12 protein-coding genes are annotated in these 13,763 nt (G+C 58.8%); 6 read left to right on the top strand and 6 right to left on the bottom strand.

Annotated features, from left to right (window positions below; all coding sequences use genetic code 11):
- Positions 1–16: 16 nt before the first annotated feature.
- Positions 17–1,759, bottom strand: coding sequence for a putative bifunctional diguanylate cyclase/phosphodiesterase (locus BM131_RS05565; RefSeq protein ID WP_175499196.1), 1,743 nt, complete (start codon positions 1,757–1,759; stop codon positions 17–19).
- A gap of 211 nt (positions 1,760–1,970) precedes the next feature.
- Here BM131_RS05565 and BM131_RS05560 point away from each other — a divergent pair, with 211 nt between their 5' ends.
- Both BM131_RS05560 and dacB read left to right on the top strand, forming a co-directional pair.
- Positions 1,971–2,606: a nicotinate-nucleotide adenylyltransferase gene (locus BM131_RS05560; protein ID WP_090186793.1), complete on the top strand. Its 636-nt coding sequence runs from the start codon at positions 1,971–1,973 to the stop codon at positions 2,604–2,606.
- A 13-nt stretch (positions 2,607–2,619) separates the two neighbouring features.
- Positions 2,620–4,155 carry a D-alanyl-D-alanine carboxypeptidase/D-alanyl-D-alanine endopeptidase gene (dacB, locus tag BM131_RS05555; RefSeq protein ID WP_090186790.1) on the top strand — a complete coding sequence of 512 codons (1,536 nt, stop codon included), beginning with the start codon at positions 2,620–2,622 and terminating at the stop codon, positions 4,153–4,155.
- 52 nt (positions 4,156–4,207) lie between these two features.
- Here the strand turns inward: dacB and BM131_RS05550 are convergent, their stop codons facing one another.
- Positions 4,208–4,393 (bottom strand): PLD nuclease N-terminal domain-containing protein, encoded by a 186-nt coding sequence (locus BM131_RS05550; protein ID WP_090186787.1) that lies wholly within the window; start codon positions 4,391–4,393, stop codon positions 4,208–4,210.
- A gap of 70 nt (positions 4,394–4,463) precedes the next feature.
- Positions 4,464–4,880 (bottom strand): tellurite resistance TerB family protein, encoded by a 417-nt coding sequence (locus BM131_RS05545; protein WP_090186784.1) that lies wholly within the window; start codon positions 4,878–4,880, stop codon positions 4,464–4,466.
- 115 nt (positions 4,881–4,995) lie between these two features.
- Here BM131_RS05545 and BM131_RS05540 point away from each other — a divergent pair, with 115 nt between their 5' ends.
- The 3 genes from BM131_RS05540 to BM131_RS05530 all read left to right on the top strand — a co-directional run bounded on the left by BM131_RS05540 (position 4,996) and on the right by BM131_RS05530 (position 9,524).
- A complete protein-coding gene (locus BM131_RS05540; protein ID WP_090187179.1) occupies positions 4,996–6,576 on the top strand; it encodes a lysine--tRNA ligase in 1,581 nt (526 codons plus the stop codon).
- A 67-nt stretch (positions 6,577–6,643) separates the two neighbouring features.
- Positions 6,644–7,063, top strand: a complete 420-nt coding sequence (locus BM131_RS05535) for a DUF4864 domain-containing protein (RefSeq protein WP_090186782.1) — start codon at positions 6,644–6,646, stop codon at positions 7,061–7,063.
- A 172-nt stretch (positions 7,064–7,235) separates the two neighbouring features.
- On the top strand, positions 7,236–9,524 hold the full coding sequence (locus BM131_RS05530; protein WP_090186779.1) for a hypothetical protein: 2,289 nt from the start codon (positions 7,236–7,238) through the stop codon (positions 9,522–9,524).
- A 9-nt stretch (positions 9,525–9,533) separates the two neighbouring features.
- Here BM131_RS05530 and BM131_RS05525 read toward each other — a convergent pair whose 3' ends face one another.
- Positions 9,534–10,199, bottom strand: a complete 666-nt coding sequence (locus BM131_RS05525) for a hypothetical protein (protein ID WP_090186777.1) — start codon at positions 10,197–10,199, stop codon at positions 9,534–9,536.
- A gap of 54 nt (positions 10,200–10,253) precedes the next feature.
- Positions 10,254–10,745 (bottom strand): YdcF family protein, encoded by a 492-nt coding sequence (locus tag BM131_RS05520; protein ID WP_090186774.1) that lies wholly within the window; start codon positions 10,743–10,745, stop codon positions 10,254–10,256.
- A gap of 253 nt (positions 10,746–10,998) precedes the next feature.
- On the opposite strand from BM131_RS05520, the gene acs reads away from it, so the two are divergent.
- Positions 10,999–12,933, top strand: a complete 1,935-nt coding sequence (gene acs / locus BM131_RS05515) for an acetate--CoA ligase (protein ID WP_090187176.1) — start codon at positions 10,999–11,001, stop codon at positions 12,931–12,933.
- A 122-nt stretch (positions 12,934–13,055) separates the two neighbouring features.
- On the opposite strand, the gene BM131_RS05510 is transcribed toward acs, so the two are convergent.
- On the bottom strand, positions 13,056–13,628 hold the full coding sequence (locus BM131_RS05510) for a hemerythrin domain-containing protein (protein WP_090186771.1): 573 nt from the start codon (positions 13,626–13,628) through the stop codon (positions 13,056–13,058).
- Positions 13,629–13,763 lie beyond the last annotated feature (135 nt).

Below are 13,763 nucleotides of genomic sequence, written 5' to 3'. Positions count from 1 at the left end.
AAGGGGCAATCGGCGACTAGCCAGCGTCGCGCAGTCGCGCGTTGGCTTGGCGCTGGCGAAGCCAGTCAATGACGTCTTCGGCGGGCATGGCGCGTGCGAAAAAATTGCCTTGTCCGACCGAGCCGCCGAAGGATTTGACTTTCAGCGCTTGTGCCTCTGTCTCGATCCCGCAGGCGACGCAGTAGATGTTCTTTTCCTGTCCGAACTGCAGCAACATGGCCGTGATTTTTTCACAGGCCGGCGTGCAGTCTAAATGTCTGATCAGCGATTTTTCGACTTTTATGCCGGCGACTTGCAGGCGTTCGATGTGAAGCAGGCCCGCGTAGCCCGAGCCGAAGCCGTCAATCAGGACGTTAAAGCCGATATCAACAAGGCGGGATACTGACCGCATGTTTTGTTCGATCATGTCGGTGTTGCCGAAAATGTCCCGTTCGTTGAACTCGATTACAATATGGCGCGTCTTGACGCCAACGCGGGCAAGTTCAGCGGGAAGCCGATCGGCGTGTTCGTCGTCGGACAGCAGGTTATGCGAGCCATTGATGCCAACGCGTATGTCATCGAAATTGTTGTGTTCTAGGCGCTTGCGAAGATCGGCGGCAGCACTGACTGCCGCGGTATCGACGTGGCGAAGCAGGTTCAGCTCTGTTGCGAGGGAGAGAAATTCGGACGGATGAAGCAGGCCCTGCGTAGGGTGCTGCCAGCGGGCCAAAGCCTCGAATCCGCGAATTACACCAGTGTGAAGGTCGACAGTCGGCTGGAAGTAGAAAGTCAGCTCATTTCCTTCGATGGCATCGCGCAGCTGCAGGCCAAATCGGTCGCGGCGCTGCGCTTCCTCATGAAGGTTCGAATCGTAGACGGCGACATGTCCGCGCCCGGCGCGCTTTACCTCGTACAGGGCAAAATCGGACTTTTGTAACAAGCTGTCACCCGTATCGTCGTCGCTGCCCGCAATCGCGGCACCGATACTAATAGAGACGTCGATTTGCTTGCCATCAAAGTGAAACGGGGCGCGGGCGGCCTGTCCAAGCGAATGACCGATGCGCAAAAGTTCCGAATCGTGCGTTATACCTGCGCAGACGGCGACGAATTCGTCACCGCCAAGCCGCGCAAGCAGGTCGGTTTGGCGCAGGCTCCGCCCAAGCGTTGTGGCGACGTGTTGTAAGGCCGCGTCGCCAGCCGCATGACCGTGTCGATCATTGATAGCCTTGAAGTGATCCAAATCGATTTGCAGCACACCAAAGCCGGGCCGAGTTGCGGGGTCGCCATCAAGGGCCGATTTGATGAAGGCGTTGTATTTGTTGCGATTTGCGAGGCCAGTCAGGCTGTCGTGTTCCGCCATGAAAGCCAGTGTGCGGGTCGATTCGCGCAGCGCCTGCTCTTGATCGACCTGCTCGGTCACATCGCGGCACAGTAGAATAACAAGATCCGGCTGACCCTCTACCTCGTGAAAACTCGCGCTGATTTGGTTCCAAAATAGGCTGCCATCACTGCGTTGATTGCGCACGATATAAAGCTTGCCCCAGATCGGATCGGCCCTGTCATAGCGAAACGCAGCAATCTGTTCGGGGGTTTGTAATTCATCCGGAGGAAGGCAAAAGCTAAGTGGGTTTCGACCTAAAACCTGATCTGCAGGCAGCCGAAAAATCCGCAAATAGGCTGGATTGGCCCAGATAATCTTGCCGTCAAGGGATTGAACGACGATGCCATCATTGGTGCTGGCGCAGGCGATGGCGTTGAAGTCAGGCCCCCGGTCGCGCATCAGCGCCTGCCTTTGCCGAATGCAAAAGGTAATCCCCGCGAACAGTAGGGAGGTAATCAAGGCAGTCAGGGCGATATTCAACATCTCATGCTCGGCCAGTTCGTTTGATGCAACCTAGGCCGAAGGGTTTATCAAACGCCTAACGCGCATTTGGGTTTGCACCTGCGGGCCTGTTTCGGGTTTACAGTGCGCAAAGATAAAGGGACCGGACATGCAAGGATGGCCGCAGGCAGGACGGGGGCAGCGGGTTGGTCTGCTGGGCGGATCATTTGATCCGGCACATGAGGGGCATGCGCATATTACCCGCGTGGCCATGCGGCGGTTCGGGCTGGACCGCGTCTGGTGGCTGGTCAGTCCGGGTAACCCGTTGAAAACGAACGGTCCTGCGCCGATGTCCGACCGCATGGCGCGGGCGCGTGATGTCATGCAGCATCCGCGCGTGCAGGTGACAGATGTAGAGACACGGTTGAAAACGCGCTATACGGCGCAGACGCTGCGGCGTTTGATGGCGCGTTATCCCGGCGTGCAGTTCGTCTGGTTAATGGGTGCGGATAATTTGAGCCAGTTTCATCTGTGGCAGGATTGGCGCTGGATCATGGATCATGTGGCTGTTGGTGTGCTGGCGCGGCCGGGGGATCGTTTAGCGGCCGGGTTTAGTCCAGCGGCGCGGATATATCGCGGCGCGCGAGTTCCGGCGCGGGCCTCTGGCGCTTTGGGTCTGATGACGCCTCCGGCGTGGTGTTTTGTGAATTTACCGCTCAGCGATCAGTCTTCGACGGCGTTGCGCAAGGCCGGAACATGGCGCAAGCGTGATGCGGGTGCGATTGATCCGGCTTCGCTGACATGATTACGGTGATGAGATGAGCCAAGAGACTTTGACCCGTTTGAGCCGCCGCGGCCTTTTGGCCGGCGGCGTTGCCTTTTTCGCAAGCGCTGCACTGGCAGGGCCGCAGCGCACGCTGCGCCCGGTGGCGCGGGGCGGGGCGGCGGCGGCGGACATCGCGGCCGTGCCTACGAATGCCCGTCCTGTCGCCCGCAAAGGTGCTGTCGATCTAATCGCCGCCGCAGGTTTGGCGGGGCAGGTTGGGTTTGTCATTTCGGATGTGGCGACGGGCGAGGTGCTAGAGGTCGTCGATGGCGGGCTTGGCCGCCCGCCGGCAAGCGTGACGAAGGCGCTGACCTCTGTTTACGCGATGGAAATACTTGGCGGCGATTATCGATTCGAGACCCGAGTGCTGGCGACAGGGCCTGTCGTGGACGGCGTGCTCGAAGGCGATCTGGTGCTGGCAGGTGGGGGCGACCCTAATCTGGTGACGGATGAGCTGGCGCAGTTGGTGACGCAGCTGAGTGATGCTGGCCTTAAGCAGGTGAAGGGGCGGTTTTTGGTCTGGGGCAACGCCTTGCCCGGGTTAAAAGAGATTGAGCCGGGGCAGTTGGACCAGTTGGGGTATAACCCGTCGCTGGGCGGGCTGAACCTGAACTTTAACCGTGTCTTTTTCGAATGGGCGCAAAGCGGTGCTGACTATACCGTCAGCATGGACGCGCGAAGCGAGACGTTGCGACCTGTGGTCAAGATGGCGCGAATGCAGATCGTGGATCGGCAATTGCCTGTTTATGCCTACGCCGAGGGTGTTGGCACGGATGAATGGACTGTCGCGAAGGGCGCGCTGGGTAAAGCGGGATCACGCTGGCTGCCGGTGCGGTTTCCAGCGCTTTATGCAGGCGACGTATTCCGGACGCTGGCGCAGGATGCAGGCATCGTTTTGCCTGCTGCGACGCTGGTCGATGATCTGCCCGCAGGCACACAACTTGCCCGCTTTGAAAGCGTGCCGCTGACGCAGATGCTGCGGGATATGCTGCTGTACTCAACGAACCTGACCGCAGAGGTGGTTGGGATGACGGCGACGGCCAAGCGGTTTGGCGCGGCGCAGGCGATGGGTCGCTCTGCCGCGACAATGGCGCAGTGGTTGTCAGAGCGGACCGGGATGACGCTGCATCTGGCGGATCATTCGGGTCTAAGCGATGAAAATCGCGTCTCGGGGCAGGATATGGTGCGGCTTTTGAATGCTGCTGGCGTGCAGGCCGAATTGCAGCCCCTGATGAAGTCCATCGTGATGGTTGATGAAAATCGCCGTGCGATTAAGGATTTTCCGGCAAATGTGCGGGCAAAGACGGGGACGCTAAACTTTGTCAGTACGCTAGCGGGGTATTTGGATACGGATACCGGGCGCAAGTTAAGCTTTGCGATCTTTGCTTATGACCCAGAGGCGCGGACGCAGTCGCTATCGTCGCAAGATGAGCAACCGCGCGGGGCATCAAGCTTTAATGGTAAGGCCAAGAAATTGCAGCAGGATTTATTGCAGCGCTGGGCTGTACTGGGGCGGATCACGGGATAAAAATAGGGCGCAGCTATTGGCTGCGCCCTTTGTGCTGTAAGATGCCGCTGGGTCAGACCCGGACGGAAGAGCCGCGTGGGCCAGCCACCAGCCAGACCAAGAAGCCAAGGATTGGCAGGATCAGGATGGCAAGGGTCCAGAGGATCTTGGACAGGGTTGTCGTGCCAGAGGTCAGCACTTGGTAGATCGCGTAAAGGTCGGCGATCAGGACGATGAGACCGAAGAGGCCGTATTCCATGGGTTATTCCTTTGAGGCAGTCATCAATTGTGATGACAACCGGGAGAGCGCCCCAAAAGTTCCCAAATGCTTAAAGCGTCATATGCCGTGCGCGCGATCCGCGTTCGATTGCGGCAGCGTGCAAACGGTCAAGTTCCAGCTCGTCGCGGATCTCTTCGAGCATGCGCCCTTCGGTCGCGCCGATCTTGCCATCGGCGGCAGCTACGTCGCAGGACAGCGCGTAAGCTGTCTCGAACAGGCGCTCTGGCAGGGTGTCGCGGATCAGGCCAAATAGCGCCTCTAGCCCGTCGTCTTGATCCAGCAGGTCCATGACCATGCTGGTCACGCGGGGGAGGCGGTCGGCGTCGTAATCGGAAAAGATCGGCAGGTTGTTGATCGTCGAGTTAATCTTAATCAGTTCCGACGTGCGCATCTCGCCGTCAGAGGCTGAAACGGTGATCATCAACGCCGCAAGCGCGTCCTGCGGTGTCATTGAATCGGTGACCATATGCCCTGTCCTTTTATGTCTTGAACGTCCCATTTATTGACGGGCCTGCGCTGTCGCAATAGGGATGCGCAAGATCCGGCCAATGGGGGCCGTATACCATGAAGTGAGTGAAAACATGAGCACATTGCGTGACGCAGCGATGACATCGAAGGCCTGGCCGTTCGAAGAGGCGCGCCGCGTGCTCAAACGGTACGAAAAACAGCCCCCAGAAAGCGGTTATGTCTTGTTCGAAACCGGCTATGGCCCATCCGGCCTGCCGCATATCGGCACCTTTGGCGAAGTTGGTCGGACGACGATGATCCGTCGTGCGTTCGAGATTATCAGCGATATTCCGACCAAGCTTTTGTGCTTTTCCGACGATATGGACGGGATGCGCAAGATCCCCGGCAATGTGCCTGATCCGGCGGCGCTAGAGCCGTTTATGCAGCGCCCGCTGACGGCAGTGCCTGATCCGTTCGGCACGCATGCCAGCTTTGGCGCGCATATGAATGCGCGGCTGCAGAATTTCCTGAATACCTTTGGGTTTGAATACGAATTCGCCAGCGCGACCGAATATTACCAAAGCGGTAAAATGGACGCGATCCTGCTGCGCGCGGCAGAGCGCTATGACGACATCATGGCGATCATGTTGAAATCGTTGCGCGAAGAGCGGCGCGCGACCTATTCTTGCTTCTTGCCGATCAGCCCAACGACCGGGCGGGTGCTGTATGTGCCGATGAAGAACGTCACGAAGGATGGTATGATCACCTTTGATGACGAGGACGGGACCGAGCATACGGTCAGCGTCACAGGCGGTAATTGCAAACTGCAGTGGAAGCCGGATTTTGGCGCGCGCTGGGCTGCGCTGGGCGTCGATTTCGAGATGTATGGCAAAGACCACGCGACCAATACGGCGATCTATGACGGCATCTGCCGCGTGCTGGGCGGGCGTGCGCCAGAGCATTTCACCTATGAACTGTTTCTGGATGCGGATGGTCACAAGATCAGTAAGACCAGCGGCAATGGTCTGACGATTGATGAATGGCTGACCTATGCGGCGACGGAATCGCTGTCATATTTCATGTACCTGAAGCCAAAGACCGCAAAGCGGATGCATTTTGATGTAATTCCGAAGGCGGTGGACGAGTATCATCAGCAGCTGCGCGCCTATGAAACGCAGGACGATGCGGCACGGTTGAATAACCCGGTGTTCCATATCCACGGCCATAATGTGCCAGCGTCGGATATGGTTGTGCCATTCGCGATGCTGCTGAACCTTGCGTCCGTGTCGAGCGCTGAGAGCAAGGACAAGCTGTGGGGCTTTATCCAGCGCTATGCGCCGGATGCATCGCCCGAGGCGAACCCGCAGATGGATCAGGCGGCAGGCTTTGCGGTCCGGTATTACAATGATTTTGTGAAGCCGACCAAGGTGTTCCGTGCCGCAACTGATGTGGAACGCGCCGCGCTAGAGGATCTGGTCGCGCGTCTGAAGGTGTGGGACGGCGGGCTGGATGCAGAGGCGCTGCAGTCCGAAGTCTTTGCTGTCGGCAAGGCGCATGGCTTCGAGCCGCTGCGCGACTGGTTCACGGCGCTTTACGAGGTGTTGCTGGGCGCAAGCCAAGGGCCGCGTTTTGGCGGTTTCATCGCGCTTTACGGTGTGGACGAGACGATTGCGCTGATCGAATCCGCGCTACGCGGCGAATTGCAGCAGGGCTAAAGGCGAAACTTTTCACCCCTTCGCCGCGTGATTGTTCAAACTGGACATCATGCGGTGGAGGACGGCCATGCGATTTGTGCTGATTTTAATGATGGGCTGGGGGGTGCCTGCGTTGGCGCAGGATACGCCCCCTGCCGCGCAGGTCGAGCAGTTGCCCCTGCAAGATATCATCCGCCAGCAACTGGATGCGTTCAATGCGCGCGACGTTGATCTGGCGTGGACCTTTGCCAGCCCGATGATCCAAGGCATGTTCGGCAATCCCGGAAATTTTGGCGTGATGGTTAGCGAAGGCTATCCGATGGTCTGGGATAACTCCGCCGCCAAGTTCATGGCGCAGCGCGAGGTGGACGGACGCATTTACCAACAGGTCATGGTGCAGGACACCAATGGCGCGCTGCATGTGCTGGAATATGCCATGATCCAAACCGCGCAGGGCTGGAAGATTGACGGCGTGTCCCTGCTGCCGCCCCCTGATGTCGGCGTCTGATGGGTGTTGCGCCGCGCGCAGGTGCTGCGTGACGCTGCTATCAGCGGCGGTTCATCCCTAGACCATATCCCGTTTCGCAGTGCCCGGCGCGTGCCGGACAGCGATGAACGGGGTGGTGCCGCAGGGCAGGGCGTTTGGCCTGCACATCATCCCACCGGCAAAGGGATGAATGATGAACAAGGCAATTACGGACGGAATCGTGTTTCAGCCACTGCCGTTTGCAGCAGGGCTTGGGGTGTGGTCCAGCGGCGATGGCACGCCGGGCAGTGATACCTATGCCACCAGCGGCACTGGCGTTTTTGTGGCGTCAGATCAGGACTTTGGCGGCTGCCTCGAGGTGCAAAAGACCAGCACCGTGCAAAAGGTCCGCTATATGGGCGAGACGCCTATTCTGCCGGGCTGTTATCTGCGGATCACCGCGCGCGTCAAAGCGGTGGCCGGACCGCTGCCGAACGTGCGCATTGCCGGATATGCGGCGCGCAATGGCGGCAGTGCGGCGTCTGTTCCGACCTCTGTCGGGCCGCAGACCACGCTGACGACCTATGGTGCGGTCGTCGAGGTCAGTGCGATTGTCGGGATTGGCGATCGCACCGGGGTGGATCTGGTCTGGCCGAACGCCAATTACGGTCATTTCGGACTTGATCTGACGGGCCCTAGCGGCGGGTTGGTGCGGATCGACGACATCACGATCGAGGATTACACGGTCGCGTTTTTGCCCGACATGCTGGGCAGCGTCGATGTGCGCGATTACGGCGCGATCGGTAATAACGTGGCGGACGATTCCGCAGCCTTTGAGGCGGCTGATACAGCTGCGCAGGGGCGGGAAATTATCGTGTCCGAAGGCGTTTATAAAATGGGGCAGGATGTATCGATCCAAAGCCGCATTCGCTTTGTCGGGCGGGTGACGCAGACTGCTGACAAGCGGTTTATCTTGCAAAAAGATTTCAACTATCAGACCTATGTTGACGCCTTCGAGGATGAAGAACTTGCCTTTAAGAAGGCATATCAGGCGCTATTAAATTTCTCGGACCACGAATCGCTGGATATGAACGGGCGGCGGGTCACATTGCGCGAACCTGTGGATATGCAGGCCTGCGATCCGTCGCGCACCAGCTTTGCCACGCGGCGCGTTATTCGCAATGGCCAGTTTCAGCCCGCTGCTGGCTCTGCTTGGAATACGGAAAACGTCACCTCGCAGGCGACGTATAGCCCGGGAAATGCCAATACGCTGACCAATGTGACGAATGTGGCGAATATCGCTGTTGGATCGTTGGTGCTGGGCAGCGGTGTCGGGCGCGAGGTTTATGTCACGTCCAAGAACGTCGGGGCGCGCACCTTGCAGATCAGCAGCGGGCTATATGATGCGGCGGGCACGCAGACGTTTACCTTCCGCAGGTTCAAGTATCTGCTGGATTTTTCCGGCTATGCCAGCCTGTCGCAGTTCGTGATTGATGACGTGGAATTTCAGTGTGACGGGCAGGCCAGCGCGATTATTTTGGCTCCGCAGGGCCTGACGTTTCATGTGCGAGATTGTTTTTTCACCAAACCCAAGGATCGCGGCATTTCAAGCCCCGGCAATGGCTGTCAGGGCATGATGATTGACCGCTGTCAGTTCATTTCCAACGAACAATCGGCGCGGGTGCAAGATCGCACAACGATCAGTTTTAACGCCAATGCGAATGATGTGAAGGTGCGCGATAATCGCTCGTCTTTGTTCAAGCATTTTGGCGTTATTCAAGGCGGTGGCAGCACGATTACTGGCAACCATTGGTTTAATGGCGATTCGGAAAATAACGGCGTGCGGCGGGGTGGTCTGATCTTTACCCAGCCTAATTGTCGCGCTGCCATTACCGGCAACTATATCGACAACAATTTTATCGAATGGACGAATGAATCGCAGGCAGATCCGGCCTTTACGACGGGCTATTCCTTTGGCGGTTTGACGGTGACGGGCAACCACTTTGTTTGTATCAACGTCAACTCTGGCTTTAATTATATCGTGATCAAGCCCTATGGTCCGAACCATTTCCTGCATGGATTGTCGGTGGTCAGTAACGTCTTTCGCACCTTTAACGGCAATATCAACCGCATCGAATCGATTGATACGACCTTTGGCAATTTGGATTATGGTCGCACGCGGCAGGTCACGTTTGATGCGAACGTCTATCACGGTGTGAATGAACCTGTGTTCAACCCGGCGTATCTGAGCCATTCGCAAAGCACGCCGTCAAGCCAGTGGGTTGCGGCGACGGCACCGTCGCTGCCGTTCTTAGGCCGCGCGCGATACATCGAGGCGATCGCGGCAGATGGTCCTTTGCAAAACGGGGCGGGGCAGGTGGTGAACCAGATCCCCTATGCTGACAACAACTATGGCACGGATCAGCGGTCGGTGCGGTTTGTGTTCGATCAGGCGATGCGCGGGACGATCCGTTACACGGTGCGAATGGATAATCCGACCTAAGCCCAGCGTCTAAAAGGTCAGCCAAGTTTCCAGTTTCAAGGCGCTGCCACCGTCACCGGACAGCGCCTTGACGGCCCCTAGGTTGACCTTAATCTTGTCGGTAAAGGTGTAAATGATCGTCGGGTTAAGCTTGACGTATTCGTCGTCATAATACCCGATGCCAGTCTGCAACTGCATCGTAGTTGCCCAGCGATCCGACCAAATATGGCCATAGGTAAAGTCAGCCTTTGGCCGCCACGTCGTGTCCAGCATGCCGATTGTCGCGCTCATATCCGCGGACAGCCAGCCGCGATCCATGCCCCGGCCCAGCGACAGGCCAAGACGCATCAGCGCCTCTGTCGTGGTGTCGGGATTCAGGCGATACCCATAGCCAAGCGACACCATCGCGCGGTTGGCGCCCGTGATGGACCCGACGGGGACAGCGGCAAAACCAAAGGCAGACGCAATCCGGCCCTTGTCTGCGGTATAAACATCAAGGCCAAGCGTGACGCGCTTTGTCAGGCCATATTCGGCATAGACTGTGGGGTCGTAGTGGACCGGCAGCTCTGCCCCGTCTGACAGCAGGAAATTACCACCTGCAGCGATGAAAAGCGTGCCTTCGTCGCGGGCCCAAGCACCGGCACCGGCCGCGATGGGGGACAGCGATAGCATCGCAATAAGCAAGATCTTAAGCATGGGATTCTCCGCAGCGTTCCTTGGAACATTGCGTTTACATGTCTTAAGATCGCGTTAATCGGTGCGCTCTGATCCGCGTGCTTTAAGGCGGATCGCGTAAAGGGGATAGGCCCCCAACTCTCGAACCATTTGGCGCAGGATCGTGCGTTTGCGGCCGCCTTTCAGGGGCGGCGCGCTGACACGCGGGTGCAGGCCAAAGTGGCGCGCGACCAAAGCTGCGCGCGGGCCGTGGGTCATGTCGGTCACGATCAGCACGCGCCGCGCACCCGCCTGTCGCAGCAGCGGCAAGGCCATCTGGATATTCTCAAGCGTGGTGGTGGAGCGATCTTCTTGCAGTATCGCATCCGGCGGAACGCCCTGTTCAACCAGAAGGCTGGCCATCGCGGCAGCCTCGGTCGGGGCGTGCAGGCCCAACCCGCCGCAGACGACGATGATCGGTGCGGCACCACCATGCCACAGCTGCGCCCCGTGCAATACGCGGCGCCGCAACGTGGGCGAGGGGCCGCTCGGCCAAACAGCTGCGCCAAGGATGATGATTGCGTCCATGTCGCCCGGTTTAGGCTGGACCGTGGGCCGCGGAAACCCCAGCCCGGCCCGGAAAGAAAGTTGACAAACTTTGCCGCAGGATTTGTAAATGATTTACAGATGCGGCGCGTCCGACCTTTCGCCACCTTGGCATTTGGCTTCAAATCAAGCCCTATACACATCAGGAGGCGGCAACCGGGAGGGTTGCCGTGCGGCGGGCGTGCCTGTCGCAGGCTATGATGCACAGTGGAGGAGGCCCAACGTGACCGATAAAATGTACGCGCCAAGTGCGCAGATGGCCGAGCAGGCCCACGCGGATAAGGACACCTACGAGGCGATGTACGAGGCGTCGATCCACGATCCCGACGCCTTTTGGGGTGAGCATGGCAAGCGGCTGGACTGGATTAAGCCCTATACCAAGGTCAAAAATACCAGCTTCGCGCCCGGCAATATCGACATTAAATGGTTCGAAGACGGCACCTTGAACGTTGCCGCCAACTGCATCGATCGCCACCTGAAAGACCGCCCCGACCAGACCGCAATTATCTGGGAACCCGACAGCCCGACGGACGGATCGCAGCATATCACCTATACGCAGCTGCATGCGCATGTGTCGAAATTCGCCAACGTTCTAAAAGAGTTGGGCGTCGGCAAAGGCGACCGCGTCGTGATCTATCTGCCGATGATCCCGCAGGCAGCCTATGCGATGCTCGCCTGCGCGCGGATCGGGGCGATCCACTCTGTCGTCTTCGCGGGCTTCTCTGCTGATGCTTTGGCGGCCCGCGTGAATGGGTCAGAGGCCAAGGTCGTCATCACGGCAGACGAGGCCCCGCGCGGCGGCCGCAATACCCCGCTGAAAGTGAATGCCGACAAGGCATTCGAGAAGATCACGACCGACACGTCGATGCTGGTCGTTCAGCGCACCGGCGGCGATATCACCATGAAGGACGGCCGCGACCATTGGCTGCACGAGCTGGAAGCAAAGGTCAGCCCCGACTGCCCGCCAGAGGAGATGAACGCCGAAGATCCGCTGTTCATCCTCTACACTTCCGGCTCGACCGGGCAGCCAAAGGGCGTTGTGCACACAACGGGCGGCTATCTGGTTTATGCGTCCATGACGCACCAATACACCTTTGATTACCACGATGGCGAAGTGTTCTGGTGCACGGCGGACGTCGGCTGGGTCACGGGCCACAGCTATATCATCTACGGCCCGCTTGCGAACGGAGCCACGACGCTGATGTTCGAAGGCGTTCCAACCTATCCTGACGCGGGCCGGTTCTGGCAGGTCTGCGAAGAGCATAAGGTGAACCAATTCTACACCGCCCCCACCGCCATTCGCGCGCTGATGGGCAAGGGGAATGAGTTCGTCGAAAAGTACGACCTTTCCGCACTTAAGGTGCTGGGCACGGTCGGCGAGCCGATCAATCCAGAGGCGTGGAATTGGTACCACGACGTCGTCGGCAAGGGCAAAGTGCCAATCGTTGACACGTGGTGGCAGACCGAAACCGGCGGCCATTTGCTGACACCGCTGCCCGGCGCGACATCGACCAAGCCGGGGTCGGCGACGCATCCGTTCTTCGGCATCAGGCCGGTCGTGCTAGAACCCGAAACCGGGATCGAGATTGAAACGATTGAGGCGGAAGGCGTGCTTTGCATCGCCGATAGCTGGCCAAGCCAGATGCGCACCATCTGGGGCGATCACGAACGGTTCGAAATGACGTACTTTAGCCAGTACAAGAACATGTTCTTTTCCGGCGACGGCTGCCGGCGCGATAAGGATGGTTACTACTGGATCACCGGCCGCGTTGACGACGTCATCAACGTCTCTGGTCACCGCATGGGCACGGCAGAGGTCGAAAGCGCCTTGGTCGCCCACCCCGCCGTGTCAGAGGCTGCTGTGGTCGGGTATCCGCATGAAATCAAAGGGCAAGGCATCTACGCCTATGTGTCCTTGATGGCGGGGCAAGAGCCGACAGACGCGCTGCGCAAAGAACTGTCTGACTTCGTGCGCACGGAAATCGGCCCGATTGCGAAACCGGACCTGATCCAGTTCGCGCCGGGTCTGCCGAAAACCCGGTCGGGCAAAATCATGCGCCGTATCCTGCGCAAGATCGCTGAAAATGACTTCGGCGCGCTGGGCGACACGTCAACCCTGGCCGAACCGGAAGTCGTGGACGACCTGATCGCAAACCGGATGAACCGCTAACAAAAAACCGGACGCGGCTGGCTTGCTCCTGCCGCGTCCAACTTCTTCTGGTTAAAAATACCTTGGGGGTTTGGGGGCAAAGCCCCCATGGCCTTAGATTCACCCCGCCTGTTCGCACACCATTACCCGCCTAAATCACTGCTGCCATAACGCAGGATGACAGGCACAATCAGATCTTCCTCATCGCTCAGGTGGCGGTTCAACAGCCGCTCCATGTCGTTCAATGACGCCTTGAACACTGCGGCCCCGTCCTGCAGCGCGGCGCGATCATTCAGCCGCGTTAGCACCCCATTTGCGCTGTCCACAAAGGCGGCCAAATGCCCGTCCAGCGCATGATGGTCGGCGTCCAGAATATCAAACCCTCGCGCAACGCGGCTGTCTTTGGCTTGCAGCTTTGGGAAATAATGCGTGTCCTCAATCGTGTGATGCTCGTGCAGACCATTCACAAACATCCCCCCATAGCGCGACACCTGTTTGGCAAAGGCTTGCGGGTCGACATTGCGGTCCAGCAGCCCCTCGGTGCCGGTCTGCATCTCTGCCAGCAGACGGCGGAACATCAGGTGACGGTCCAGCCAGAACCGGATCAACCCGTCAAAGCCGGGGTCTTGCGTCCAGCCTTGGCGCGGATAGGCCTCTAGCAGAACGCGCAGCGCGTCGGGCAGACCAGTACGGTGTTCTAGGGTCAGGTCTTCCATGTCAGCCGGGTCCTTTGCACGGGCAATTGCCTTGCAAAGGATGGGCTGCCCGGGGGCTCGTGTCCACGTCTGCAGCCAGCATATGGCGCACAGCAGATGTGCGATACTGGCCCCGCCGCGCAGGGCGGGGTCTTA

The sequence above is a fragment of the Loktanella salsilacus genome (assembly GCF_900114485.1).
GTDB classification, from domain to species: Bacteria; Pseudomonadota; Alphaproteobacteria; order Rhodobacterales; family Rhodobacteraceae; genus Loktanella; species Loktanella salsilacus.
This window is presented reverse-complemented; position numbering and strand designations above follow the sequence as displayed.

Bases quoted from the DNA above. Each gene is read 5' to 3' on its own strand.
- BM131_RS05510 (WP_090186771.1), bottom strand. From the start codon at position 13,628: ATGGAAGACCTGACCCTAGAACACCGTACTGGTCTGCCCGACGCGCTG.
- BM131_RS05545 (WP_090186784.1), bottom strand. From the start codon at position 4,880: ATGGTCACCGATTCAATGACACCGCAGGACGCGCTTGCGGCGTTGATG.
- BM131_RS05535 (WP_090186782.1), top strand. From the start codon at position 6,644: ATGCGATTTGTGCTGATTTTAATGATGGGCTGGGGGGTGCCTGCGTTG.
- dacB (WP_090186790.1), top strand. From the start codon at position 2,620: ATGAGCCAAGAGACTTTGACCCGTTTGAGCCGCCGCGGCCTTTTGGCC.
- BM131_RS05540 (WP_090187179.1), top strand. From the start codon at position 4,996: ATGAGCACATTGCGTGACGCAGCGATGACATCGAAGGCCTGGCCGTTC.
- BM131_RS05565 (WP_175499196.1), bottom strand. From the start codon at position 1,759: ATGCGCGACCGGGGGCCTGACTTCAACGCCATCGCCTGCGCCAGCACC.
- BM131_RS05530 (WP_090186779.1), top strand. From the start codon at position 7,236: ATGAACAAGGCAATTACGGACGGAATCGTGTTTCAGCCACTGCCGTTT.
- BM131_RS05525 (WP_090186777.1), bottom strand. From the start codon at position 10,199: ATGCTTAAGATCTTGCTTATTGCGATGCTATCGCTGTCCCCCATCGCG.
- acs (WP_090187176.1), top strand. From the start codon at position 10,999: ATGTACGCGCCAAGTGCGCAGATGGCCGAGCAGGCCCACGCGGATAAG.
- BM131_RS05520 (WP_090186774.1), bottom strand. From the start codon at position 10,745: ATGGACGCAATCATCATCCTTGGCGCAGCTGTTTGGCCGAGCGGCCCC.
- BM131_RS05560 (WP_090186793.1), top strand. From the start codon at position 1,971: ATGCAAGGATGGCCGCAGGCAGGACGGGGGCAGCGGGTTGGTCTGCTG.
- BM131_RS05550 (WP_090186787.1), bottom strand. From the start codon at position 4,393: ATGGAATACGGCCTCTTCGGTCTCATCGTCCTGATCGCCGACCTTTAC.